Origin of the sequence: Streptomyces sp. CB02980, assembly GCF_014451325.2 — a bacterium.
GTDB lineage: Bacteria > Actinomycetota > Actinomycetes > Streptomycetales > Streptomycetaceae > Streptomyces.
This window is the reverse complement of record NZ_JACSCH020000003.1, coordinates 615,534-639,436: the sequence shown is the minus strand read 5'-3', so window position 1 is coordinate 639,436 and position 23,903 is coordinate 615,534. Positions and strand designations below refer to the sequence as shown.

Here is a 23,903-nt window from a genome sequence, read left to right as displayed (position 1 = left end):
TTCTCTCGCACATCCGGGCGGCCCCGGCCGCCAGGCCGTGTGACCCCCCGCTCAGTCCCTCTTGCAGATCCGGTCGAGGAGGTTCGCGGTGGCGCGCTGGACCCGGGCGTCGACATGGCCCGGCCGGTCGAGCGCCGGCGACCAGGCGAAGGTGCCGGAGGCGAAGACCCAGGCACCCGAGGGCGCCCGGTACAGACTCGTCTCCTGATGCCGGAGCGCCCCCTCGCCGTCGCGGTAGGGCGAGTGGGCGAGCAGGATGCGGCCCTGGTGCTCGGGGAGCGCCGTCCGCGGGAAGTAGCGGTCGGCCTCGCCCGCGACCAGGCCGGGGAGCTCGTCGCCGTCACCGGCGCCGGTGGCCTCCCAGAGCCAGTGCTCGGCGTTCCGTACGACCAGCGGGTGCGGTTCGGGCACCCGGCCCGCGTACTGGATGCCGAGGAGCTGCTGCTCGGGCCGGTCGACCTCGCGCCAGAGCGCGGGCCGGCCGGGGCCACGGCGCTTGCGGCAGGTGAGGAGCCGGTCCGGCACCCCGGACGGCGAAGGGCCCAGCTCCACCTGCCAGTACATGGTGTTGGCGGAGAGGAAGACCAGCGACGTGCCCTGGTCGCGGGCGAGCTCGACGGTCTTGCGCATCGGCACCGACCAGTACTCGTCGTGCCCGGGGAAGACCAGGCCCCGGTAGCGGCTCGGGTCGACCCGGCCCGCGTGCAGATCGCGGGTCTCGGCGTACGCCAGGTCGTATCCGTAGCGCTCGGCCCAGCGGATGAAGTCGTACGCGTGCCCGACGTGGAGCGGCAGCCCCGCGCCCGCGTACGGGCGGTCGAAGGACACGGTGACGGCCGCGTCCTGCTCGCCGAGCAGCCGGCCCTCCTCGTCCCAGGCGTGGTAGAGGCTGGCGCCGGTGTGGCCGTCCTCCGGATAGAGGTTGTACGCCTGCCAGGTCACGTCGGGGAGGACGAGGAGCAGATCGGCCGGGTGGTTGTCGCGGACCGTGAAGGGGATGTGCGAGCGGTAGCCGTCGGCGGTGGTGAGGACGGCGACGTACGCCCCGATCGACCAGTAGCTGGGGACCTGCAGCCGCCAGGACTGCCACCAGTGGTGGCAGGAGACCGTGCGGTCGGCGGTCAGCGGGGCCGGCTGGACGATCCCGGAGAGCCGGGGGCTCGTGGTGATCTTCGCGGCGCCGTCGCCGCCGTAGTGACCGATCCGGTAGATGTCGACCGAGAACTGCTGCGGCGGGTCCACCGTGATGTGGAAGTCGATCGACTCGCCCGGTGCCACGGCTCCGTCGGAGGCGAAACCCTTGATCTGCCGCCGGACGTCGTCGGCCGTGCGCGGGCCGCCGCTGCCGCCCCGGGCCAGGATCTCGTCCGCGTACCAGGGGACCATCTGCCCGGTGTCGTCGAAGTAGTTCTCGGAACCGCGCAGCCAGGGCAACGGGCCCTGGCCGAAGGGATCGGTGACGGCGTGCGCGAGCGCACCCGACTCCCACCGTCTGATCTGGTCCGCCCCCATGCTGCGCCCCTCCCTCGACTCCCCCGGGTCGGCTGGTCAGTGCCTGTGGCTTGTGTGTCTGTGTGCCTGTGTCGGCTCGTGCTCTGTGTCGGCTCGTGCCCCTGGTTCAGGCTCTTGGTTCGTGCCTCTGTCAGTGACGGTCTCCAGCACATCACATAACGCACGCACTCCGTCACCGTTCGTCGTGAATTGACGAGAGCGGAAGGCGGGGCTCCGAAACGAGTGATCTCCAGGGCTCCTGCGGGGCCCTCTGGACGGCCTCCAGGGCTCCTCCCGGAGGCCTCGGACCACTCAGACCAGGCGTACGGGCTTCTCGGGGCGCACCCCCGTGCGTGCCAGCCAGACCCGCAGCGGCTCCGGGTCGCCGTCCTCGACGAGCGCGAGGACGCGGGGGCCGAGGTCCGCCGCCCGCTCGCCGCCGACGAGGAGCGCGGGACCGTCGAGCCAGTCGAGGCCGGGGGTGGCCTCGGCGGTGTCCACCGCCGCGCAGCAGACCATCGCGGTGACGTGGTCGGCGAGCAGGTCGCGGCCTGAACGGGGCGGCTGGAGCGGGAAGAGCGGCAGCGGGCCGTCCGGGCCGCTGACGACCACGGGGGGTGTGCTGCCGGAGTGCCGGCCGTCCTTCTCGGCGCTGCGGGCCGCCGCCTCGGCGGTCAGGGCGCCGGCGGCCACACGGGCCTCCCGGGCGGCCTCCTCGCGCGCGAGGAGCACGCTGAGCGCGCCGGCGAGCGCCTCGGCGGCGGGGTTGACGGCCTCTTCGTCGTCCCCGGCGCCGATGCCGAGGTCGGAGTCGGTGGCGGTGCCGAGGTCGGCGTCGGTGGCGGCGTCGGTGATGTGGGCGTCGTCCGTCGGGAACGCGCGCTCCTGGGGCGCCATCTGCGCCGCCTCGAGGACCGCCCCGCCGGCATCGACGTCGGCATCGGCGTCGATGCCGGCATCGGCGGGCTTCGTCGGCTCCGTGGAGAGGTGGGCGATCACCCGGGTCAGGGTCGGGCCGTCGGCCACGCCCTCACCGCCCCCGCCCCCTGCCGCGGAAGCCGCCAGGCCGAGTCCGTCGAGGACCTGGTGCAGCCGGGCCGCGTCGGTGCGCCACTTACGGTCGACGACCTCCTCCGGGTACTGGCTCCACTCCACCGGGGACCAGTCGGGCCCGGCCTCGGCCGGGCCGCCGTGGAAGAGACGGGCGGCGAGCAGCGAGGTGGCCTCGTCGACCGCGCCCGGCTCCTCCAGGAGGTCGCAGGCGGGGCGCTCGCCGAGCCGGGAGGAGAAGCCGTCCGCGAGCCGGTCGCGGCGGGAGAGCTCGGTCAGGGCGGAGACCACGCCGGCGTCGAGCTTGGCGGGCCAGCGGCCCATCCGCCAGGCGGGCAGCGCGACGCGGGTCAGAAGCCGGTCCCAGCCCGCGTACGCCAGACCGACCTGCTCCTGGGCGACGATCCGTACGCCGTAGTCCACGGCCTGGGCGCGCTCGGAGCCGGCGGCGGCGACCCCGCGCTCCATCTCGGCTGCGTGCCCGCGGCAGGCGCGGAGGAGGACGCGGGCGACCTGCCCGACGCCGTGCGCGCCGAGGCGTCGGACCGGGTCGAGACCCGGGGTCCCGGGCACGGCCACGGCGGCGTCCAGACCCCGGACGAAACGGCGGGCCGCGGCTATGTCGGGGTGTGCGGCGGGGCCCGTGCCGGCGACGACCGGGGCGAGGACCGCCCGGAGCTCGCCGACGCGCATCCACCAGAGGAAGGGCGAACCTATGACGAGGACGGGGGCGCCTTCGCCCTCCCCCTCGCCGCCCGGTGTGCGCAGCGCGCGGTGGGCCCGGTGGGTGCGGTCCTCCAGCCAGCTGTCGCAGTCCGGGGTCAGGGCTATCGCGGCGGGAGCCGGGACGTCGAGCCGGTCGGCCAGGTCCCGGACGAGCCGGTAGAGGTCGGGGGCGGCGGTCTCGGAGAGCTCCACCGTCGGTGTGGCGGCCGGACGGGCCCGGGCGACGACGAGGGCGACGGCGGTGGCGGCGAGCAGGACGAGGACCGCCAGGACGGTCACCACCCAGCGGGCCGCGTCCCAGCCGGAGCCGGTGAAGTGGCCGGTGACCCCGCCCGCGTACAGGACGACGGCCACGGCGGCGGGCAGGACCGCGAGGCCCAGCGCCCTGCCGCGGACCCGGAGGACGGCGAGGGCCCGGGAGCGCGCGGCACGCGCTCCCCACTCCTCGCCGACAACGGAACCGGTACCGGACACGCCGTACATCACCCCCTCCTGCCCTCGTCGGGACTGCCTGTGGCGGTGTTGCTCACTCCCCCACTGTGGCACCCGCCACCGACATCGCAATGCCGGTGGGCCAAGTGCCGGAACGCCTTCGCCGCACCCTAGTTGGGGCTTCGGCGGACGTCATCCGGATGGCCCAGCCGTCACTCGAAGGTATGGCTTTGGGCAAAGGTGATGGATTTCGCGCGGCCGTACGATCCACCGCACGGCCGCGCGAGAAATCAGCGGCCCCGTCAGGCCTCGGCGGCCTTCCGCGCGATGTCCGTACGGTGCTGGGAGCCGTCAAGGCGGATACGGCCGACCGCCGCGTAGGCGCGCTCGCGGGCCTGCGCCAGGTCCGTTCCGGTCGCGGTGACCGACAGGACGCGGCCGCCCGCGCTGACGATCGCGTCGCCGTCCCGCTTCGTCCCGGCGTGCAGCACGTACGCGAGCGGGGCGTCCTTCTCGGCGACCTCGGCGAGGCCCTCGATCGGGTCGCCCGTACGCGGGGTCTCCGGGTAGTTGTGCGAGGCGATGACCACGGTGACCGCGGCGTCGTCGCTCCAGCTCAGCGGGGCCTGGTCGTCCAGGGTGCCGTTGGCGGAGTTCAGCAGGACGCCGGCCAGCGGGGTGCGGAGCCGGGCCAGGACGACCTGCGTCTCGGGGTCGCCGAAGCGGGCGTTGAACTCGATGACCCGGACGCCGCGGCTGGTGATCGCCAGACCCGCGTACAGCAGGCCGGAGAACGGCGTGCCGCGGCGGCGCAGCTCGTCGACCGTCGGCTGGAGGACGGTCGCGAGGACCTCCTCGACCAGCTTCGGGTCGGCCCAGGGCAGCGGCGAGTAGGCGCCCATGCCGCCGGTGTTCGGGCCCTCGTCGTCGTCGAGCGCGCGCTTGAAGTCCTGCGCGGGCTGGAGCGGGAGGACGGTGGTGCCGTCGGTGATGGCGAAGAGGGAGACCTCGGGGCCGTCGAGGAACTCCTCGATGACCACCCGGTCGCACGCGAGCGCATGGGCCCGTGCCTGCGCGAGGTCGTCGGTGACGACGACGCCCTTGCCGGCGGCGAGGCCGTCGTCCTTCACGACGTACGGAGCGCCGAAGGCGTCGAGCGCCTCGTCGATCTCCTCCGGGGTCGTGCAGACGTAGCTGCGGGCGGTGGGCACCCCGGCGCCGGCCATGACGTCCTTGGCGAACGCCTTGGAGCCCTCCAGCTCCGCCGCTTCCCGCGACGGGCCGAAGACGGGGATGCCGACCGCGCGGACTGCGTCGGCGACACCCGCGACGAGCGGAGCCTCCGGGCCGACGACGACCAGGCCGGCGCCGAGCTCGGTGGCGAGGCGCGCGACGGCGTCGCCGTCCAGCTGGTCGACGGGGTGCAGCTCGGCGACCTCCGCGATTCCGGCGTTGCCGGGCGCGCAGTGCAGAGCGGTGACGTCGGGATCGAGGGAGAGAGAGCGGCACAGGGCGTGTTCGCGGGCGCCGCCGCCGATGACGAGGACCTTCACGCCAGTCAGAGTAGCCCGACGACCGGGATGCACCTTGTGCGGGCCACTGAACGAGACGCCCCTACTCGTTCGTGTATTCCTCCACAACCGTGGCTCCGAGCTCGCGCACGATCAGGTCGTGCCCGGAGAGGGCGGAGTCGACGAGGTCCGGATCGTCCTCCTCCGGCACGTCGTCCTCGGGCGCCACGGGCTGCGGCGCGGGGGGCGCGTACGCGGGTGCGGAGGCGGGCGGCGGGGCCTGCTGGAAGGAGGAGGGCGCGGGGCCCGACGCGGGTGCGGACTGCGTCTGCGGCTGCACGGAGGCGGGCGGCGGGGCCTGCTGGAAGGACGGAGCGGGGGCGGCCGCCTGCGGGCGGCTGAAGCCCCCGGTTCCGCCCGATCCGCCGAAGCCGGTCGCGGCGGGCGGCGGCGAGGCGCCGCCCGAGGGGTCGATGATCGCCTCGATCTTCCAGTTCACGTTGAACTGCTCGGCGAGGGCTTGCTTCAGGACGTCCTCGCTGCCGCTGCTCGCGAAGTTGTCGCGGGCTCCGGCGTTGAGGAAGCCGAGCTGGAGGGTCGTGCCGTCGAAGCCCGCGACCTGCGCGTTCTGGCTGAGCAGGATCCAGGTGAAGCGGCGCCGGTTCTTCACGGCGTCGAGGATCTGCGGCCAGAGGTTGCGCACCTGGGCGATGTCACCGCCGCCGCCCGAGGCGGCGGGCGCGGGGGCCTGCGGCGCGGGCTGCGCGTGTACGGGAGCGGGGGCGGCCGGGGCCGGCGCGGCGGGCGCGGAAGCACCGGGCCAGGCGCCGGGTGCGCCACCGCCGGGGGTGGCGGCACCGGGCCAGGCACCGGGGCGGGGGGCGGAGGGCTGCGCGTGAACCGGCTCCGGTGCGGGCGCGGGCGTCGGTGCTGGTGCCGGTGCGGCCTGCGGCGGAGCCTGTACGGGCATGGGAGCGGGAGCCGGGGCGGGGGCCGGCGGGGGCGGGGCCATCGGCGTGTGGGCGTCGGGCCCGGGGACGTACCCCATGGCGGGCGTGGGCGCTCCGGGCGTGAAGACGGGCGCGGGCCCGGTGGCCGCACCGCGCTCCAGCCGGTCGAGGCGCGCCTGCACGGAGCGCTCGTCGTCGAAGGCGGCGGGCAGCAGCACCCGTGCGCAGATCAGCTCCAGCTGGAGCCGGGGCGAGGTGGCGCCCCGCATCTCGGTCAGACCGGTGTTGACCAGGTCGGCCGCCCGGCTGAGCTCGGCGGCACCGAACACGGACGCCTGCGCCTGCATGCGCTCGATCACGTCGACCGGGGCGTCGATGAGCCCCTTCTCGGCGGCGTCGGGCACGGCGGCCAGGATCACCAGGTCGCGCAGCCGCTCCAGGAGGTCGGCGACGAAGCGGCGCGGGTCGTTGCCGCCCTCGATGACCGTGTCGACGATTTCGAACGCGGCGGCGCCGTCACCGGCGGCGAAGGCCTCCACGACCGCGTCGAGCAGCGAGCCGTCCGTGTAGCCGAGCAGGGAGGTGGCCATGGTGTAGGTCACACCGTCGGCGGCGGCTCCGGCGAGGAGCTGGTCCATGACGGACATCGAGTCACGCACGGAACCGGCGCCGGCACGCACGACGAGCGGCAGCACGCCGTCCTCGACGGGGATGCCCTCGCGCCCGCAGACGTCACGCAGGTACTCCCGCAGGGTGCCGGGCGGGACGAGCCGGAAGGGGTAGTGGTGGGTCCGGGACCGGATCGTCCCGATCACCTTCTCGGGCTCGGTCGTGGCGAAGATGAACTTGAGGTGCTCCGGCGGCTCCTCGACCACCTTCAGCAGGGCGTTGAAGCCCGCCGGGGTGACCATGTGGGCCTCGTCGATGATGTAGATCTTGTACCGGCTCGACGCGGGCCCGAAGAAGGCCTTCTCGCGCAGGTCACGGGCGTCGTCCACACCACCGTGCGAGGCGGCGTCGATCTCGATGACGTCGATCGACCCCGGCCCGTTCCGCGCGAGGTCACGGCAGGACTGGCACTCCCCGCAGGGCGTGGGCGTGGGCCCCTGCTCGCAGTTCAGACACCGCGCGAGAATGCGCGCACTGGTCGTCTTGCCACAGCCGCGGGGCCCGCTGAACAGGTACGCGTGATTGACCCGGTTGTTCCGCAGGGCCTGCTGCAACGGGTCGGTGACATGCTCCTGCCCGATGACCTCGGCGAAGGACTCGGGGCGATAGCGGCGGTAGAGCGCGAGAGACGACACATGTACGAGGTTATAGGCGCCCACCGACAACCCGGGAAAAACCGCCACCGGCCACCACCTCGGCGACCGCCCCGGGTACTGCCGCGGTCTTTGCCGCTACCGCCGGAGCCGGGTACCGCCCCGGTCCTCCGCCGCTGCCGCCGCCCGGCCTCCGCCCGGCCTCCGCCTCGTACGGGAGCGGACTCGCGCGGGAACGGACTCGTACGGGAACGGACTCGTACGGGAACGCAAGCGCCCCCCACGCACCTGCCAGAGCCGACCTACCCTTGCTGCCTTCCGGCCCTGGGGGAGTTCAGTCAGATAGCACCGCGTGAGGGGCTTCGCCCAGAGTACCCGATGGCGAACCCCCCGAAGCCCCGCGCCCCCGGCTCCCCGCCGGACCACCGCACCGGACACCTCACCGGACACCTCACCGACATGTCGCCGGACAGGTGGCCGGAGATGTCACCGGACAGGTGGCCGGAGACCTCGCCGGGCACCTCACCACCCCCCACCAGGATCGAGTTCGCGAGCACCCTCTCCGGTCATGTAATGTTCGCCGCGGAGGATTCGCCTAGTGGCCTAGGGCGCACGCTTGGAAAGCGTGTTGGGGGCAACCCCTCACGAGTTCGAATCTCGTATCCTCCGCCAGTGCCTCACCGGGCACGATGTCGAAGGCCCCGCTGCTTGCAGCGGGGCCTTCGACGTTGTCCGGGGCGGTCAGCTCTCGCCGGCGCGGAGGCCGGCTTCGAGGAGATCGAAGACGTACGCCGCCTCCGGGGCCACGACGGCCGCGATCCGGGCGTTGGGCTCCCCGGCGAGGGTGAGCTCCTGGATGCGCTGGAACAGCAGGCGGTGAGCGGCGCCGAGGAGTGCCGCGGCAGCCCGGGGGGCGATGGCCGGGGCCTGGGCGGGGACGACGGCCGTCAGGGCCTCGGCGAGGGCCTCCTCGCGCAGGTCGTGAAGTTCGCGCAGGCGGGCGCTCAGGGTGGGGCTCTCGGCGATCATGCGGGCGAACTCCGGGCCGGCGAAGCCCGCGACGGGGTCGCACGTCTCGACCGCGGCGGTGAACTCGCGGCGCAGCGCGGCGAGCGGCGACTCGCCCGCGGCCCGGTCGGCGACCGCGCGGGCCAGGGTCGCGGTGAACGCCTCGTGGTGGTCGAGGGCCAGGTCCTCCTTCCGCGGGAAGTAGTTGGTGACCGTCTTCTTGGCGACGCGGGCCGCCGTGGCGATCTCGGCGATGGTCGTCTGCTCGAAGCCCTGCTCCATGAAGAGGCGGGTGGCGTGGTCGGAGATCAGCTGCCTGGTCTCCTGCTTCTTGGACTCGCGGAGTCCCATGCTCTCGGTACCCATGAGCGAATCTTACATGCGACGTAAAAATATCCTTGACGCACTCGCGCGGCCGTGCGTAAAGTTACGTCCGTTGCAAAAATCGCCCCATGGAACGTTAAGCCCAAGGGAAGAAGCCGCGTATGCCGAAGCAGGACCCCGCCGCGTTCAGTACCGCCATCAGTACCGCCTTCAGTACCGCGTTCACCGGCACCGCCAAGCTCGGCGCAGCCGCCCAGGACACCGGGCCGGCGCCCACCACCCGGCGCCCCCCGCCCCGCGAGCTGCCGCGTGCGGGCCGCAGCGAGGCCCGCAACCGGATCCAGGCACCGCGCCGCACGTACTGAGACGGGACGGCCAGGCGCTGCGCGCCTGTACGCCCGCCGACCTACTGACCTGCCGACCTGCCGACCCGACTTACCGATCCGCTGATCCACTGATCCGCTTCCTGAGGAGCCGCCGTGAACGTCTCTACCTCCACACTCTCCCTCACCGTCGCCGACGTGGACGCCTCCCGGGAGTTCCTCACCACCCACCTCGGCTACCAGGTGGCCATGGCCGCCGACGGGTTCGCCTCGCTGACCCGCGAGGACGCCGCCGTCGACATCGTGCTGCTGCGCCGGGGTACGGACGTACTCCCGCCCGAGCAGCGCGACCAGCAGGCCGCGGGCCTGATCCTGGCGTTCACCGTCACCGACCTCGCGGCGGAAGAGGCCCGGCTGCGGGCCGAGGGCGCTCCCATCACGATGCCGCTGCGCGAAGAGCCGTGGGGAGAGCGGCTGTTCCAGCTGACCGACCCCAACGGCGTCGTGGTCCAGTTGGTCGAGTGGGTCACGCCCTCCGCCGATCCCGGCCCCGTCGAAGAGGAGGCACCCGCGGTGCAGGTGATCACCCCGTCGCCCGAGTCCGTCACGGTCTCCCCCAACGCCACGATGACCGGCCTCGCCGCGCCGAGCCGGGGCAGCGCCGAACTCAGCACCTGGACGGTGGAGATGGCCGCGGGGGCGACCGGGCCCGAGCACACCATCAGCCGCGAACAGGTGTGGACGGTCACCAGCGGCACCCTGGAGGTCACCTGCGGGGGCCGCACCGAGAAGGTCGCGGCCGGCCGGACCGTGGTCCTGCCGCCGGACGTGGTGCGCCGGGTCCACGCGCCCGAGGCGGCGGAGGCGCATGTCGCGATGCGGGCGGACGGGTACGCGACGGTTCCGGGGACGGAGGGCACGCGGGTGCTGCCCTGGGCCGTGTGACGGCGCACTTCTCCGTGAACGCCGGTGGGCCGGGACGCGTTGGCGTCCCGGCCCACCGGCGTTCGTGTGTGCGTGTGTGCGTGTGTGCCTACACGGGGCAGGGGCGGTACTCGAGGCTGAGTTCGCGGTCGACGGCGTAGCTGGTACGCATCGACGCGTCGATCACCTGCTGCCAGGAGCCGTACTTGACGTACAGCTGGTCCGCGGTGGGGCCGAGCGGGTTGCCGTACTTGGCGATGTTCCGCTGCTCGAGGATCCGGACCTCTTCCGGGGTCATGCCGGCGCGGGTGATCTCCTTGGCCTGGTTCCGCATGTCGACCAGCTCACGGGCGATCTCCTCGTCCGTGGCACCCGCCTCACGCATGGCGGCCTCCGTGCGGTGCATGTCCTCAAGGAGCCCGTGGTACCGCATCCGGGTCCGCTGGGCCTCGACCTTCTCGTCCATCGGCAGCACACGGATCCGGCACACCACGGGGTCGGTGCTGGGACAGGGGTCGTCGGCGGACACGGGCCGTGCGAGCGGGGCGGTGATGACCGACCCACACGCCTCGACGGCACCGGCACCGGCGGAACCGGCGGTCCCGAGGAGGGCGACGGCGGCGACGAAGGGGAGAAGGGCGCGGCGAAGCGTGACGGAAGGGGAGGAGGAGGGGGAGGGGGAAAGGCGCATGCGCGCATCTTTGGGGCTGCCGCCGTACGCCTTCACGGAGGCGCACCGGTGATCACTCCTACGGGGTGGGGGTGGACCTGGGGTCCCCCAGAACGGCCTCATTCACTGGATCGGGGGGTGATGGGAGGGAGGGACGTTACTGCGACTACCGGTGTGTAGTGATGCCGATACTTTCTGTGATGACCAGTCGGCACGACCAAACAGGGGTTATCGATGAGGAAGTTGGCTACGGCGGTGGTGGCCGCGGGGCTGTTCTTCGGGGGGATGGGGGCGGCGGTGGCGAGTTCGACTCACAAACTGGTCATGCGGACGCCAGGTGTTGCGTTCGTCGGCACGTACGCCTGGCAACCCACGACCAAGGCTCCGAGCGGTCTTCACGTGAAGGGCGAGCTGCGGGACGAGAACGACAATGACGGGCATAACGTCTACCTCCGCGTCAAGGTCGAGGAATACCCGTGGGGTGACCTGAAGGGTGTCCAGAGGGGTGACTTGAAGGTCGACAAGGTCTACACCGACGGCGCTGTCCTGAAGACCAAGGAAGTACGTATGCAGGTTTGCCTCGACCGCGGCTCCTTGCGACCTGACTACTGCTCACGGGAGCGTCTGGTCTCGCGGAAGTAGTCAATGGTTCCGGGGGTCGCGAACCAAGCGGCCCCCCATCCTCATGGAGCGCACCACGATGGAAACCATCCTCCGCGCCGACGGCGTGGATCTCTTCTACGGCACTGAGCAGGCCGTCAGTAGCGCGGATTTCATGCTCAAGCGCGGCGAGGTGGCCGCCATCATGGGCAGCAGCGGGTCGGGGAAGTCGTCGCTGCTGTACTGCCTCGCGGGGGTTCTGCCACCGACCAACGGCACCGTGACCTTCGACGGAATCCAGCTCTCGAGCCTCCCCGACGGTGAACTGAGTGCCCTGCGCCGCACCCGTCTCGGGTTCGTCTTTCAGTACGGGGAGTTGCTGCCCGAACTGACCGTCGAAGAGAACGCAGCCCTACCCCTCCGGCTCGCCGGCATCAGCAAGGTGCATGCCCACGCCGTAGCCGCGCAGGTACTGGGCCGGCTCGGGATGGGTGATCTGTTGCGGCGCAGGACCTCAAAGCTGTCCGGGGGCCAGAGTCAGCGTGTTGCGGTCGCACGGGCTCTGGTCCACCGGCCTGACGTGGTGTTCGCGGATGAGCCGACCGGGGCACTCGACAGTGCCAACGCGGCAGCTGTGTTGGAGGAGTTCCTTCAGCTGGCGCGCAGACAAAAGACGGCTGTCGTCATCGTCACTCACGATGCCGACGTCGCCGCGCGGGCTGATACGCAGTACACGATGTCGGATGGTGTTCTGGCCCAGCGGGTGACGGTGTGAATGCGTTCGCCCTCGGATTGCGCCTGTTATGGGGAAGCGGGCGTCGGGGGCGGGTTCGCTTCCTTCTGATGGCGCTGGGCTCGGCACTCGGAGTGGCATGTCTTGCCGCAGTCCTCACCATTCCGTCGATCCTCGCCGCGCACGACGCTCGCACAGCCGCCCGCGAACCGCGACCAGGCACAAGTAACGTCCTCTACCAGGAACTTCGCGGGCCGTACGGGTCACAGCCACTCCATAGGGTCTTTGTCGCACGAACAGGTCCTGGGCCGACTCCCGTGCCCCCGGGAATCGGCAAGCTTCCCGGTGCCGGCGAGGCGATCGTTTCGCCGAGGCTAGGTGCGATCCTGGCTGCCAATCCGCAAACAGCGGGCCTTGTTCCGGGCCGGGTGACGGGCATGATCGCGCCAGAGGGATTGGGCGATAGCAACGACCTGTACGCCTACGTTGGAACCACCCCAGCCGAGTTGACCGAATCGGAAGAGTTGGGTGGCTTCGGCATCGGACGGTCCTGGCGGCAGATCGTCGAACCATCGACCCTCAACATCCTGCGTTTCACCCTCGGGTGCATCGTGCTGCTCCCGCTCGTCATTTTCCTTTCCGTCTGCGCCCGACTCTCTGGAGAATCGCGTGCCCGGCGGCTCGCCGCCCTCCGGCTCGTCGGGCTCAGCATGAAGGACACCCTGCGGGTCAACGCCGGCGAGAGTGTCGCCGCTGCATCAACCGGGGCCGTGATCGGGGTCGTGGGATATCTCGGGGTCAACGAGATCATGGCTCGGGTCGGGCTGCCAGGCTTGCACTGGTATCCCGCCGACGGCAGGCCCACCGGGGAGACCCTTGCCCTGTGTCTGCTGGGATGCCCGGCGCTCGCATGGTTCGTCGGGCAGTTCAGCGCACGGCGGGCTGCCATGTCCCCCATCAGTGTGCGACGAACCGGGGATCGCAAGCCTCCGAGGAAGTTCGGGACGCTGCTTCTCGTGCCAGGACTGGGCATCATCGGTGGGTACTGCGTGCTCAGCGTCGCGGGGCGGGACCCATCCGGGGGATCGGCCAGTTCTCTGCTGGTGCCCGGCGCCGTGTTGTTGACTGGTGCAGGGCTGGTCTTCGGGCTGGCACCCATCACAGCGTGGCTGGCTCGACGACTGGCCGGGGCGGCAAAATCGCTCCCGGTGGCCTTGGCGATGCGGCGGACCGAGGTCGACCCCGGGTCCTCGCTGAGGGTCGCCACCGGGCTGGTGCTGCTGGTGTTCGGGGCCTCTCTGACCCAGGGCGTGCTCATTGAGCTGGACCAGGTCAGTCGGCCGACTGCGCCTCTTCAGGAGTACAGCATCCGCCTGGACCAACTCGAGCCGACACAACGAAAGGCACTGGCCGGCGTGTCGGGTGTACGGACGCAGGTGGTCTCGTACAGCTCCTGGGATCCGTTGGACGGCACCGACGTGCCCCGTGCCGACCTCGTAGTCGCCACCTGCGCGCAGCTCGCCGCGTCCACGCAGCGGGCCACGGGATGTGTGGACAACAAGGTCATGTCACTACGGGACCAACGCGCGCCCCTCAGATACGACCCGAAGGCCGGAGAGCAGTACCCCTTCGCGCTGAGGAACGGCCAGAGAGGTGTTTTCACCGTGCCTCGCGAGCAGATTGACGTGCGTCCCTGGGACCTGTCCGTCTTCGACTCAGGCACTCTGATCATCCCTCCTTCCCTCCTTCCCTCCCCCCTCGCCGATTCCGCCGGCACCCTCACCCTCGTCAGCGACTCCGACCCCGCCACCATCCGCTCCGTGCTCGACGGCATCGGGGCCATCGCGCCCACCTCCCCCGTCGAGCCCGTCGGGATCGTCATCGACTCGCTTGCTCAGCTCACCGTCATTCGGAGTCTGCTTGCCGTCGGGATGGTGCTCGGGCTTGTCATCGGGGTGGCTGCGTTCGTGGTGTCTGTGGCCGATCGGGCCATGGAGCGGCGGGGGCAGGTGACCGCGCTGGCGCTTTTGGGGGCTCGGGCCGGGACGTTGCGGGGGGTGCAGGTCATGCAGGTGTTGTTGCCGCTTGTCGTGGGGCTGGGGGGTGCCATCGTTGCCGGGTGGCTTGCCGAGTCCAGCTATCTGATCACCGGGGGTGGCGCCGTGCACTGGGACTGGGAGGGGTTGCCCCTGCTGCTCGCCTGCGCCCTGGGCGTCCTGCTCGTCGCCGCGCTCGCCTCCGTGCCCATGGTGCGGCGGCACGTCGACCCCGAGCACATTCGGCGGGATTGATCTTGCGGCTCCGATGAGTTTTCGATGGGGTGAGGGTCTGCATGGGCGTACGTACGCCGTTGCCCGCCCTCACCCACCCCGGAGACTCCCCATGGCCGAGAACATCGTCAAAGGGCCCGCCAGTTACTTCCCCTCCATCGAGAAGAAGCACGGCCGGCCGATCTCCGAGTGGCAGGACCTCATCCGTTCCTCGCCGCTCACCAAGCACATGGAGCTCGTCTCCTGGCTGAAGGCCGAGCACGGCCTTGGCCACGGGCACGCCAACGCGCTCGTGGCCCACACCCTCGCCGAGGGGAAGTAGCCCCCGGCTTCACGCCGCCAGTTCGTGGGCCGCGCGGGCGTTCACCCTCGTCGTCAGCGCCGCCGTGGCCACCGCCGCGGCGGTGCCCGCCACCAGGGCCGTCCACCACAGCACCGACGGGCCCAGCGTCGTGTACGTGGCCACCCCCAGCGTGAGCGCCGCGAAGCGCGCCAGCCCCCACGTCCAGCTGAAGGCGCCCTGGTAGCGGCCCCGTGCGTGCGCCGGGGCCAGGTTGGCGACCACGCCCGCGGCGATGCCCGCCACCACCACCTCGCCCAGGGACCAGACCACGACCGACACCGTGTAGCCCGCGACGCCGTCCGCCAGCCCGGTCAGCGCCACTCCACCCGCGATCAGCGTGCCGCCCGCGCCCTGCACCGCCAGCTGCGGGAACCTCGACAGCCTCGCCGTCGCGAACGGCTGCAGCCCCACCACCAGGATCGCGTTGACCGCCGCCATCGCCCCGTACACCGCCGGCGACAGGCCACTGTCGTGGACCGCAAGCGGGAGGGCCACCTCGGTCAGCGAGTACACGAAGAGCTGCACTCCGAAGAGGGGGAGCAGGAGCATGGCCAGGCGGTCCCGGAGGACCACTCCGTAGCCGATGCCGTCCTTCTTCTCCTGGGGGTCCTTCTCCCGGGGCTTCTCCCCCGGCTTGTCCGGCGTGCTCGGGCCGTCCTTCAGACGGACCGCCACCACCAGTGCGTACGCCAGCATCGAACCCGCGTCCACCGCGAACAGCAGCCAGTAGCCCCGCGCCGCCAGGTAGCCGCCGAGGACTCCCGCCACCGCCGTGCCGATGTTCACTCCCCAGCCGAACAGGGCGTACGCGCGGCGGCGCCGCTCGCTGTCCACCGCGTCCGCGAGGAGCGCGTACGCCGCCGGCGAGACCGTGCTGCCCGCCGCGCTGATCAGCAGCGCCGCCGCCGCCATCGTCCACACGCCGGGGGCCAGGAACAGCGCGCCCTGCGCCGCCGACGCTCCGATCAGGCCGATCAGCATCGTCGGGCGGCGCCCGATCCGGTCGGCCAGGATGCCGCCCACGGCCGGGCCCAGGAGGTTGCCCGCGCCCAGGGCTCCCAGGACGTACGAGGTCTCCGCGCCCGTCACTCCGCGCGCGGCCAGGAAGAAGATCAGGAACGGCGTCACGAGGTAGCCGAGCCTGTTGACGATCGTTCCCGCGAAGATCGTCCATACGACGGGTGGCAGGTCTCGGAAGGAGGACGGGATGAGGGACGACGCAGTGAGAGTGGGCATGCGACGAGGTTGCCCCCGCCACGCCTCCACCTCCATTGATTAAGCTCTGGCCGAATCCAATCGCCGCATCAGATCACCGAATCAGATCGCCGAGCCCGATCACCGAACCCGATCGCCTCGCCGCATCCGATCGCCGAACCCCATCGGCTCCTCCCACCCGCGCTTGTGGACTCTAGGACGTGGACCCCTTGGAATCCGGGCTCAGTTTCTCCGCCGCCGACCTCGCCCAGACCCGTTTCGCCGTCTCCCCCATGTGGGAGGTCGTCACCAGCTTCCGCGTCCTCGTCGGCCGGCCCGACTCCGGTCCCCATCGGCGCTGGGTCGCCCAGGTCCGGCCCCGGATCGTGCGGGCCGGGCTCGATCGCGGGTGGCTCGCCGCGCTCGTCCCCGCGCACGGCTACCTCGCCGACTTCCTCAACCCCACCCCCGCCGGGCCCTTCCCCACCCTCGACACCGAGCTCGACGCCGTTCTCCGCACGCCCGTCGAGCAGGTCCGGGACGATCTCCGCACCTTGGCCGGAGGTGCGCACCTCGACCGGCTTCGGCTGCTGCACGACGATCCTCCCGCCGTTCTCCGTAAGGTCGTCGACGAGATCGAGGCCTACTGGGAGCTCGCCCTCGCCCCCTACTGGGCCCGGATCCAGCACGTCCTGGAGGCCGATGTCTTCCATCGGGCGCGGCAGGTCGCCGAGCACGGTTCGGCGCGGGTGCTGAGCGAGCTCCACGAGACCGTGCGGTGGGACGACGGCACCCTGCGGCTCGTACGGCGGCACTGTGCGCTCAGTCGCGACCAGGCCGGGTCCGGGCTGCTGCTCGTCCCCTCCGTGTTCGCCTGGCCCCGGGTCCTCACCCGGTCCGTCCACCCCGATCCGCCTCAGCTCGCCTACCCGGCCAGGGGCTTCGGTGCCGTCTGGGAGCCCCGTACCGCAGATGCCACCGAGGCCGTCGCCGCCGTTCTCGGGCGCTCCCGCACCCTGCTCCTCACCGAGCTCGACACCCCGGCGTCGACCACCCAACTCGCCGCCCACTGCGGCCTGTCAGCCGCCGGCGTCTCCCAGCACCTCATCGCCCTGCGCAACGCCGGCCTCGTCACCGCCCACCGCAGCGGGCGCTCCGTCCTCTACGCCCGTACCACCGTCGCCGATCAGCTCCTCAACCCGTAGGGGATCATGGAGGGATGACATCCCCCTCCAGTCCCTCCTGGTCAGAGCGGTTCGTGATCCGTGACGGCGTGCGGCTCTCCTGTCGCGACTGGGGCGACCGGGGCAACCGGGGCGACCGGGGCGACCGGGGCGGTTCAGGGGGCGACGTACTCCTCCTCCACGGGCTCGCCGGGCACGCCGGCGAGTGGGACGCCACGGCCCGGCTCCTTCGGGACTCCGGCCATCGCGTCGTCGCCCTCGACCAGCGCGGGCACGGCGGCAGCGACCGGAACCCCTCGGACGGGGACGTCTCGCGGGCCGCGTACGTCGCCGATGTCGTCGCCGTCATCGATCGACTCGGGCTCGATCGGCCCGTGTTGATCGGACAGTCGCTGGGCGGGAGCACCGCTCTCCTCACCGCCGCCGCCCACCCCGATCTGCCGCGCGCCGTCGTCCTCGTCGAGGCCGGGCCCGACGGGGCGAACCCCGGCGTCCAGGAACAGATCGGCGGCTGGCTGCGGGCCTGGCCGGTGCCGTTCCCCTCACGGGCGGCGGCCGTCGCGTACCTCGGCGGCGGCACGGACTCCGTCGGCGAGGGCTGGGCACGCGGGCTCGAGGAGCGGGCCGACGGGCTGTGGCCGCGCTTCGACCCCGAGGTCATGGTCCGGTCCCTCGACGAGAACGCCACCCGCGCCTTCTGGGACGAGTGGGCCGCCATCACCTGCCCCACCCTCGTGGTCCTCGGTCAGGGCGAACACGGCGGGATCATCGGCAGCGAGGAGTACGCGGAGATGGTCCGCCGCCGGCCCGCGCTGCACGGCACCAGCCTGCCCGGCACCGGCCACGACGTGCACCTGGAGCGGCCCGGGGTCCTGCACCGGCTGATCGTCGGCTTCCTTGCGGACGGCGGCGCCACGTCTCCTCCGACGGGCCGACCCACGGCGGCTTAGGGCGTCGGGGCGTCAGGGCCGCCTCCATCGGACCTCCGTCGAGCCTCCGTAGGCCCTCCGTCTGCCTCCGTCTGCCTCCGTCGGCCTCCGTCGGCCACGGCGGTCCAGGGCGCCGCACTCATGCCCTTGCCTTGGAGTGCACTCGAATTCCTAGAGTGCGCCCATGCGCTATCGGGTACTCGGCGGGACCGGGTTCGAAGTAAGTACGTACTGCCTCGGCACGATGATGTTCGGCGCCGTCGGCAATCCTGACCACGCGGATTCCATACGTGTCATCCACGCCGCCCTCGACCGGGGCATCAACTTCGTGGACACCGCCGACATGTACTCCTCCGGCGAGTCCGAGGAGATCGTCGGCAAGGCACTGCGCGACTCCAGCCGGCGGGACGCGACCGTCCTCGCCACCAAGGTGTACTTCCCCGTCGGCGGCGAGGGCCCCAACCGGGGTGGTCTCTCCCGTCGTTGGATCACCCGGGCCGTCGAGAACAGCCTCAAGCGGCTCGGCACCGACTGGATCGACCTCTACCAGGTCCACCGGCCCGACCACCGCACGGACATCGAGGAGACCCTCGACGTCCTCGGCGACCTCGTCGGCCAGGGCAAGATCCGGGCATTCGGCTGCTCCACGTTCCCCGCCGAGGAGATCGTCGAGGCCCATGCCGTCGCCGAACGGCGCGGCCTGCGCCGCTTCCGCTCCGAGCAGCCGCCGTACTCGCTGCTCGCACGGGGCGTCGAGGCCTCCGTCCTGCCCGTCGCCCAGCGGTACGGGATGGGCGTCCTGACCTGGGCTCCGCTCGCCTCCGGCTTCCTCACCGGCAAGTACCGCAAGGGGCAGCCGATCGACCTCACCCGCGGGCGCGCCGCGCTCACCCCGCACCGCTTCGACCCGGCGCTCCCCGGCAACGCCGCCAAGCTCGACGCCGTCGAGGAGTTCATCGCCCTCGCCGACGAGATCGGCTGCTCCCTGCCCGAGCTCGCCCTCGCCTTCGCCGCCTCGCACCCGGCCGTGACCTCCGTCATCATCGGGCCGCGGACGATGGAGCAGCTGGAGGGTCTGCTGAAGGGCGCGCCCGTCGTCCTCACGGACGAGGTCCTGGACCGGATCGACGCGATCGTGCCGCCGGGCACGAACCTCTACCGCGCGGACGGCGCCTGGCAGCCGCCCTTCCTCACCCAGCCCGCGCTGCGGCGGCGGCCGTTGGAGGAGCGGGCGGCCGGGTAGGGCTCCCTGGTGCCGTTGTGACCGTTGTGACCGTTGTGACGGCTGTGACGGCTGATCCCGTCGCGGCTGTCGGGGCTATCGCGACTGGCGTAACTGGCGCGACTGCCGGGGCCGCCCGGGTGGCTGTGGCCGCCCGGACCCGTCACCCCTTCGTGAACTGCTCCGTGCCCACCACACCGAGCAGCGCGAGCCGGCTCCCCGTGTCCGTGCCCGGCGGCGGGGTGAACAGGACGAGCCGCTGCTCGCCCTCCGGGGCGAGCAGCACCTGGCAGTCCAGGTCCACCGGGCCGATCACCGGGTGCGCGACCCGCATCCGGTTGTGCCTGCGGACCGCCACCTCGTGCCGCTCCCACAGCTCCGCGAACTCCTCGCTCGCCCCGCGCAGCCGCTCCACCAGCCGGGTCACCGCCGGATCGCCCGAGCGGCGGCCGAACGCCGCGCGCAGATCCGCGACATGGAGGCGGCTGTGGTACGCGTGCTCTTCGGCCGGGTACGACGTCCGGGACTCCGGATCGGCGAACCAGCGCCACACCACGTTCCGGCCGTGCTCCGACACCGTGCACACCCCGCCGAGCAGCGCGCGGGCCATCTCGTTCTGCGCGAGCACGTCCCCCAGGTCGCTCAGGACCTGCGCAGGCGTCGTCCGCAGCTGGTCCAGGAGGTGGAGCAGCCCGGGTGAGACGTGGTCGCCGGCCATGGGGCCCGCCGGCGGCCGGTGCCCTGCCAGGAGGTGCAGGTGGTCGCGCTCGTCGGTGCCGAGCCGCAGCGCGCGGGCGAGCGAGGCGAGCATCTGCGGCGAGGGCTGCGGGCCGCGGGCCTGCTCCAGGCGGATGTAGTAGTCGGCGGACATCCCGGCCAGCTGGGCGACCTCCTCGCGGCGCAGTCCGGGCGTACGGCGCCTGGGCCCCACCGGGAGACCCGCGTCCTGCGGACGGACCCGGTCGCGGGCGCGTCGGAGGAAGTCGGCGAGCTCGCGGCGGTCGATCGTCGTCATATGGTCATCATCCTTCCGGACCCTCGTCAGGAGCAGCTTCTCAGGGCCCTCCCGCGGCTTGAGCAGCACCTCCGCCCGGCCTGAGCAGCACCTCCGCCCAGCCTGATCAGCACCTCCGCCGCGCCTGAGCAGCACCTCCGCCCCGCCGGGCAACACCATCACCCGGCCCGGGCAACACCCTCGCACGTCTCCCCGAGGCCATCCAGGGACTGCCGATCCCAGGGTCGGAAGGGCTCTCCCGTCTGTCTCCGGTGGGCGGCAGGGTTCTGGGTGTCGGCCAACGACACCCCATCCCGACCCACCCCCTGGAGCACACGCATGGCCACCGTCACCGTCGGCACCGCCCTGGTCCGCTACGACGTCGAGGGCTCGGGCGCCGGGCCCGCCCTTCTCCTCGTCCACGGCACCGGCTCCGGTGGCGCCGTCGTCAACTGGGGGCAGACCGCGCCCCGTTTCGCCACCGGCCGTACGGTCATCACGCTCGATCTGTCCGGCGCCGACCGGACCGTCGACGACGGCGGTCCGCTGACCGTCGAGTCGCTCGCCGCGCAGGTGATCGCCGTGATCGAGGACGCGGGCACCGGACCCGTCGACCTGCTCGGCTTCTCCATGGGCTCCCCGGTCTCGGCGGCCGTCGCCGCCCTCCGCCCCGACCTGGTCCACCGGCTCGTCCTGGTCGCGGGGTGGGCGTACACCGAAGGCGACGAGTACCTGCGGAACCTGTTCACGCTCTGGCAGCGACTCGGGGAGTTCGACCCGGCCGGCTTCGGGCGGAGCGTCACCATGACCGGGTTCAGCCGCGGGTTCCTCAACTCCGTCGGCCGCGAGGGCGTCGAGGCGCTCATCCCCAACATGCCGCCCACCCCGGGCACCCTGCGGCACGTGGCGCTCGACCTGGAGGTCGACATCCGGGCGCTGCTGCCGCGGATCACGGCGCCGACGCTGGTCGTGGGGTGCGCGCAGGACGCCACCGTCCCGGTGGAGAACAGCCGGGAGCTGCACGCGGCGATCGGCGGCAGCGCGTACGCGGAGATCGACGCCGGTCATGTCGTCTTCTTCGAGAAGGAGGACGAGTTCGTGGAGACCGTGACGGATTTCCTCGTTCCTGTCCGCGTCTGAGGCCATGCTTGGCCGCATGGGTGAGACGAGGACGAGGACGATCGACGCCGCCGAGCGCAGGGCGCGGCTCGGGGTGCGGCACCGGCTGGCCGGGAGTGTCCGGGCCGGGTCGGCGGAGGAGGTCGCGGGGGCGCTCGTCGCCCTGCACGGGACCGACCCGGCGAGCGTGTTCCTCGCCGTGGGGGCGCGGCTGGCCGGGAAGGCCGGGCCCGTGGCGGAGGTCGAGCGGGCGTTGTACGAGGACCGGTCGCTGGTCCGGATGCACGGCATGCGGCACACGGTCTTCGTCTTCCCCGCCGCGCTCGCCCCCGCGGTCCAGACCTCGACGAGCGACCCGGCCGCCGTCCGCGAGCGCACCACGCTGATCCAGCACTTGGCGGCCGGCAGCGACTTCGACGCCGCGTGGCTGGCGGAGACCGAGCGGCTCGTCCTCGCCGAGCTGGCCGTACGGGGCGAGGCGACCGGCGCCGAACTCGGCAGAGCCGTACCGGCGTTGAGATCGACGTATCTGTACGCGAAGGGCACGCGGCAGGGGGGCGTCCAGTCCGTCGCGAGCCGGGTGCTGCGGGTGCTCGGCATGGAGGGGCGGATCGTACGGGGCCGGCCTCAGGGCACGTGGACGTCCAGCCAGTTCCGTTGGGCGCGTCCCGCCGATGCCCGTTCCGGGCCGGCTTCCGCGCTCGATCCGGCCACGGCGCGCGCCGAGTTGATCCAGCGGTGGCTCCGGGCCTGCGGGCCCGCCACCGAGGCGGATCTGAAGTGGTGGACGGGGTGGAAGGTGACGGATGTGCGCGGGGCGCTCGCCGCCGTCGGGGCGCTGCCGGTGACCCTCGACGAGGGGACCGGTTTCGTCCTGCCGGACGACCTCGACCCCGTGACGGAGCGGGTGGCGGAGCCCGAGCCGTGGGCGGCGCTGCTGCCCGCGCTCGATCCGACGGCGATGGGCTGGCAGGCGCGTGACTGGTACCTGGACCCGGAGCACCGGGCGGCGCTGTACGACCGCAGCGAGAACATCGGGCCGACGGTGTGGTGGGACGGCCGGATCGTCGGCGGGTGGGCTCAGCGCCCGGACGGCGAGATCATCCACCGGCTCCTGACGGACGTGGGCGCGGCGGCCGGGCGGGCGATCGGCGCGGAGGCGGAGCGGCTCGCGGGGTGGGTCGGGGACGTACGGGTGACGCCCAGGTTCCGTACGCCGCTGGAACGGGAGTTGGGCGCCTGAGCCGGTGCCCCTGGTGCCTGAGCCGGTGCCCCGGGCGCCTGAGCCGGTGTCCCGGGCGCCTGAGCCGGTGTCCCGGGCGCCTGAGCCGGTGCCCCCGGCGCCTGAGCCGGTGCCCCCGGCGCCTGAGCCCGTGCCCTTCCCCTACCCTCGCCTCCCCTCCCCTCACTTGCGCAGGTACAGGCCCGGGACGCCCAGTTCCGAGAGGCCGTCCAGGACCAGGTCCACGCCGACGGCCGCGAGCAGCAGGCCGAGCAGACGGCCGAGGAGCTCGATCGTGGCGTGGTGGGTGCGGCGCAGGACGCGGGCGAGCAGCACGACGCAGATCAGGTCGAGCGCGATGACGGAGACGTACGCGCCGACGACGGTCGAGCGCCAGCTGAAGGAGTCGCGGGCGGCCGCCTCGATGAGCACGGCCGTCATGGCGAGCGGACTCACCACGTACGGCATGAGCAGCTCGCGCACGCCGCTGACCAGGTCGGGGGCGTCCTGGTGGGTGGTGTTGGAGCCGAGATGGAGACCGAGGACGAGCCCGACGGCGTAGATGAAGAAGATGACGCCGCCCGCGAGCTGGAGTGCCGGGGTGCTGATGTGGAAGACGTCCAGCAGCCACGGGGCCGTGATGCCCATGACCAGGCCGACGAGGACGGCCGCGCCGGAGGAGATGAGGGCGATGGTCCGCATCTGGCTCACGGGATGGACCTGGGCGAGGCCGGCGAAGGCGAGGAGGACCTTCGGGGGGCCGACGACGGAGAAGAAGGTGATGAAGGCGGCGGAGTAGCTGAAGGCGTTCACACCGGAATCATGGGGCGGGCGGGTGATTTCTCCGGTTTTTCCGGCCGCTGCCCGCGCGGTGTCGAGAACCGGTCTTCCGCTCCGACTGTCCTGCGAGAGGCGGTACGCCCAGGAAGCCGAGAACGATGAGCGAGGAGGACGTCATGAAGTACCTGGTGATGGTGCAGGGCAGTCAGGCCGACTACGAGGCCATGGTGGGCAACCCCACCGACAGCAGCCCCGCCTGGACCAAGCCGGACCTCAAGGCGATGTTCGAGCACATGAACGCGATCAACGAGGAGCTGACGGCGAAGGGCGAGATGCTCGACGGCCAGGGCCTCGCGGCCCCGTCCACGACCCGCTTCGTGACGGTGGACGGCGACGGCGGACCCGTCGTCACGGACGGCCCCTACGCGGAGACCAAGGAGGTCATCGCGGGCTACTGGCTCCTCGACTGCGCCTCCCTGGAGCGCGTGACGGAGATCGCCGCCCAGGTCGCCCGCTGCCCGCAGCCGGCCGGCGCCCCGGAGTACGCGGTGGTCATCAGGCCGGTCGACGAAGCAGGACCCCGTCAGGACTGACCGCGCGAGGCCACTCGCTCGCACCCGGCACTGTCAGTGCCGGGTGCGA

Annotated in this window: 21 protein-coding genes, 1 tRNA gene and 1 other RNA gene; 13 read left to right on the top strand and 10 right to left on the bottom strand. The window is 72.1% G+C overall.

Features of this window, described 5'->3' with window-relative positions; translation table 11 throughout:
- Positions 1-51: 51 nt before the first annotated feature.
- From E0F75_RS09885 to ffs, 5 genes are all read right to left on the bottom strand, one after another.
- Positions 52-1,512 carry a N,N-dimethylformamidase beta subunit family domain-containing protein gene (locus tag E0F75_RS09885; protein WP_187622091.1) on the bottom strand — a complete coding sequence of 487 codons (1,461 nt, stop codon included), beginning with the start codon at positions 1,510-1,512 and terminating at the stop codon, positions 52-54.
- A gap of 291 nt (positions 1,513-1,803) precedes the next feature.
- On the bottom strand, positions 1,804-3,750 hold the full coding sequence (locus tag E0F75_RS09880) for a hypothetical protein (RefSeq protein ID WP_187622090.1): 1,947 nt from the start codon (positions 3,748-3,750) through the stop codon (positions 1,804-1,806).
- A 251-nt stretch (positions 3,751-4,001) separates the two neighbouring features.
- Positions 4,002-5,252: a phosphoribosylamine--glycine ligase gene (gene purD, locus E0F75_RS09875; RefSeq protein ID WP_187622089.1), complete on the bottom strand. Its 1,251-nt coding sequence runs from the start codon at positions 5,250-5,252 to the stop codon at positions 4,002-4,004.
- A 61-nt stretch (positions 5,253-5,313) separates the two neighbouring features.
- On the bottom strand, positions 5,314-7,464 hold the full coding sequence (locus E0F75_RS09870) for a DNA polymerase III subunit gamma and tau (RefSeq protein ID WP_187622088.1): 2,151 nt from the start codon (positions 7,462-7,464) through the stop codon (positions 5,314-5,316).
- Between the two features lie 224 nt (positions 7,465-7,688).
- Positions 7,689-7,787: signal recognition particle sRNA small type (ffs, locus tag E0F75_RS09865), an RNA gene on the bottom strand.
- 219 nt (positions 7,788-8,006) lie between these two features.
- On the opposite strand from ffs, the gene E0F75_RS09860 reads away from it, so the two are divergent.
- Positions 8,007-8,094: transfer RNA gene (locus E0F75_RS09860), tRNA-Ser, on the top strand.
- A gap of 69 nt (positions 8,095-8,163) precedes the next feature.
- On the opposite strand, the gene E0F75_RS09855 is transcribed toward E0F75_RS09860, so the two are convergent.
- Positions 8,164-8,796, bottom strand: coding sequence for a TetR/AcrR family transcriptional regulator (locus E0F75_RS09855; protein ID WP_229312606.1), 633 nt, complete (start codon positions 8,794-8,796; stop codon positions 8,164-8,166).
- 119 nt (positions 8,797-8,915) lie between these two features.
- Between E0F75_RS09855 and E0F75_RS09850 the strand changes: the two genes are divergently transcribed.
- Both E0F75_RS09850 and E0F75_RS40395 read left to right on the top strand, forming a co-directional pair.
- Positions 8,916-9,119 carry a hypothetical protein gene (locus E0F75_RS09850; protein ID WP_187622087.1) on the top strand — a complete coding sequence of 68 codons (204 nt, stop codon included), beginning with the start codon at positions 8,916-8,918 and terminating at the stop codon, positions 9,117-9,119.
- Between the two features lie 114 nt (positions 9,120-9,233).
- A complete protein-coding gene (locus E0F75_RS40395; protein ID WP_187622086.1) occupies positions 9,234-10,022 on the top strand; it encodes a VOC family protein in 789 nt (262 codons plus the stop codon).
- 88 nt (positions 10,023-10,110) lie between these two features.
- On the opposite strand, the gene E0F75_RS09840 is transcribed toward E0F75_RS40395, so the two are convergent.
- Positions 10,111-10,692 carry a hypothetical protein gene (locus E0F75_RS09840; protein WP_187622085.1) on the bottom strand — a complete coding sequence of 194 codons (582 nt, stop codon included), beginning with the start codon at positions 10,690-10,692 and terminating at the stop codon, positions 10,111-10,113.
- Positions 10,693-10,905: 213 nt separating this feature from the next.
- Here E0F75_RS09840 and E0F75_RS09835 point away from each other — a divergent pair, with 213 nt between their 5' ends.
- The 4 genes from E0F75_RS09835 (at position 10,906) to E0F75_RS09820 (ending at position 14,596) form a co-directional block, all read left to right on the top strand.
- Positions 10,906-11,313 (top strand): hypothetical protein, encoded by a 408-nt coding sequence (locus E0F75_RS09835; RefSeq protein WP_187622084.1) that lies wholly within the window; start codon positions 10,906-10,908, stop codon positions 11,311-11,313.
- A gap of 58 nt (positions 11,314-11,371) precedes the next feature.
- Entirely contained in the window at positions 11,372-12,046 is a 675-nt protein-coding gene (locus tag E0F75_RS09830) for an ABC transporter ATP-binding protein (RefSeq protein ID WP_187622083.1), read from the top strand.
- On the top strand, positions 12,043-14,295 hold the full coding sequence (locus E0F75_RS09825) for an FtsX-like permease family protein (protein WP_187622082.1): 2,253 nt from the start codon (positions 12,043-12,045) through the stop codon (positions 14,293-14,295). Before E0F75_RS09830 ends, E0F75_RS09825 begins: the two co-directional genes overlap by 4 nt.
- 91 nt (positions 14,296-14,386) lie before the next feature.
- The gene (locus tag E0F75_RS09820; RefSeq protein ID WP_187622081.1) at positions 14,387-14,596 is read left to right on the top strand and encodes a DUF4287 domain-containing protein; all 210 of its coding nucleotides are present in this window, start codon (positions 14,387-14,389) and stop codon (positions 14,594-14,596) included.
- A gap of 9 nt (positions 14,597-14,605) precedes the next feature.
- On the opposite strand, the gene E0F75_RS09815 is transcribed toward E0F75_RS09820, so the two are convergent.
- On the bottom strand, positions 14,606-15,853 hold the full coding sequence (locus tag E0F75_RS09815; protein ID WP_187622080.1) for an MFS transporter: 1,248 nt from the start codon (positions 15,851-15,853) through the stop codon (positions 14,606-14,608).
- Between the two features lie 188 nt (positions 15,854-16,041).
- On the opposite strand from E0F75_RS09815, the gene E0F75_RS09810 reads away from it, so the two are divergent.
- From E0F75_RS09810 to E0F75_RS09800, 3 genes are all read left to right on the top strand, one after another.
- A complete protein-coding gene (locus E0F75_RS09810; protein ID WP_187622183.1) occupies positions 16,042-17,016 on the top strand; it encodes a DUF5937 family protein in 975 nt (324 codons plus the stop codon).
- 14 nt (positions 17,017-17,030) lie between these two features.
- Positions 17,031-17,945, top strand: a complete 915-nt coding sequence (locus E0F75_RS09805; protein WP_187622079.1) for an alpha/beta fold hydrolase — start codon at positions 17,031-17,033, stop codon at positions 17,943-17,945.
- A gap of 163 nt (positions 17,946-18,108) precedes the next feature.
- Positions 18,109-19,167, top strand: a complete 1,059-nt coding sequence (locus tag E0F75_RS09800; RefSeq protein WP_187622078.1) for an aldo/keto reductase — start codon at positions 18,109-18,111, stop codon at positions 19,165-19,167.
- A gap of 142 nt (positions 19,168-19,309) precedes the next feature.
- On the opposite strand, the gene E0F75_RS09795 is transcribed toward E0F75_RS09800, so the two are convergent.
- Positions 19,310-20,161 carry a helix-turn-helix transcriptional regulator gene (locus E0F75_RS09795; protein WP_187622077.1) on the bottom strand — a complete coding sequence of 284 codons (852 nt, stop codon included), beginning with the start codon at positions 20,159-20,161 and terminating at the stop codon, positions 19,310-19,312.
- Positions 20,162-20,479: 318 nt separating this feature from the next.
- Between E0F75_RS09795 and E0F75_RS09790 the strand changes: the two genes are divergently transcribed.
- Positions 20,480-21,280 (top strand): alpha/beta fold hydrolase, encoded by an 801-nt coding sequence (locus E0F75_RS09790; RefSeq protein WP_187622076.1) that lies wholly within the window; start codon positions 20,480-20,482, stop codon positions 21,278-21,280.
- A gap of 16 nt (positions 21,281-21,296) precedes the next feature.
- Positions 21,297-22,502, top strand: coding sequence for a winged helix DNA-binding domain-containing protein (locus tag E0F75_RS09785; RefSeq protein ID WP_229312604.1), 1,206 nt, complete (start codon positions 21,297-21,299; stop codon positions 22,500-22,502).
- Between the two features lie 162 nt (positions 22,503-22,664).
- On the opposite strand, the gene E0F75_RS09780 is transcribed toward E0F75_RS09785, so the two are convergent.
- Positions 22,665-23,294, bottom strand: coding sequence for a MarC family protein (locus E0F75_RS09780; protein WP_187622074.1), 630 nt, complete (start codon positions 23,292-23,294; stop codon positions 22,665-22,667).
- Between the two features lie 143 nt (positions 23,295-23,437).
- On the opposite strand from E0F75_RS09780, the gene E0F75_RS09775 reads away from it, so the two are divergent.
- Positions 23,438-23,854 carry a YciI family protein gene (locus tag E0F75_RS09775; RefSeq protein ID WP_187622182.1) on the top strand — a complete coding sequence of 139 codons (417 nt, stop codon included), beginning with the start codon at positions 23,438-23,440 and terminating at the stop codon, positions 23,852-23,854.
- Positions 23,855-23,903: the final 49 nt, after the last annotated feature.

Bases quoted from the DNA above. Each gene is read 5' to 3' on its own strand.
- E0F75_RS09885 (WP_187622091.1), bottom strand. From the start codon at position 1,512: ATGGGGGCGGACCAGATCAGACGGTGGGAGTCGGGTGCGCTCGCGCAC.
- E0F75_RS09880 (WP_187622090.1), bottom strand. From the start codon at position 3,750: ATGTACGGCGTGTCCGGTACCGGTTCCGTTGTCGGCGAGGAGTGGGGA.
- E0F75_RS09855 (WP_229312606.1), bottom strand. From the start codon at position 8,796: ATGGGTACCGAGAGCATGGGACTCCGCGAGTCCAAGAAGCAGGAGACC.
- E0F75_RS09850 (WP_187622087.1), top strand. From the start codon at position 8,916: ATGCCGAAGCAGGACCCCGCCGCGTTCAGTACCGCCATCAGTACCGCC.
- E0F75_RS09840 (WP_187622085.1), bottom strand. From the start codon at position 10,692: ATGCGCCTTTCCCCCTCCCCCTCCTCCTCCCCTTCCGTCACGCTTCGC.
- E0F75_RS09835 (WP_187622084.1), top strand. From the start codon at position 10,906: ATGAGGAAGTTGGCTACGGCGGTGGTGGCCGCGGGGCTGTTCTTCGGG.
- E0F75_RS09830 (WP_187622083.1), top strand. From the start codon at position 11,372: ATGGAAACCATCCTCCGCGCCGACGGCGTGGATCTCTTCTACGGCACT.
- E0F75_RS09820 (WP_187622081.1), top strand. From the start codon at position 14,387: ATGGCCGAGAACATCGTCAAAGGGCCCGCCAGTTACTTCCCCTCCATC.
- E0F75_RS09815 (WP_187622080.1), bottom strand. From the start codon at position 15,853: ATGCCCACTCTCACTGCGTCGTCCCTCATCCCGTCCTCCTTCCGAGAC.
- E0F75_RS09805 (WP_187622079.1), top strand. From the start codon at position 17,031: ATGACATCCCCCTCCAGTCCCTCCTGGTCAGAGCGGTTCGTGATCCGT.
- E0F75_RS09800 (WP_187622078.1), top strand. From the start codon at position 18,109: ATGCGCTATCGGGTACTCGGCGGGACCGGGTTCGAAGTAAGTACGTAC.
- E0F75_RS09795 (WP_187622077.1), bottom strand. From the start codon at position 20,161: ATGACGACGATCGACCGCCGCGAGCTCGCCGACTTCCTCCGACGCGCC.
- E0F75_RS09790 (WP_187622076.1), top strand. From the start codon at position 20,480: ATGGCCACCGTCACCGTCGGCACCGCCCTGGTCCGCTACGACGTCGAG.
- E0F75_RS09785 (WP_229312604.1), top strand. From the start codon at position 21,297: ATGGGTGAGACGAGGACGAGGACGATCGACGCCGCCGAGCGCAGGGCG.
- E0F75_RS09775 (WP_187622182.1), top strand. From the start codon at position 23,438: ATGAAGTACCTGGTGATGGTGCAGGGCAGTCAGGCCGACTACGAGGCC.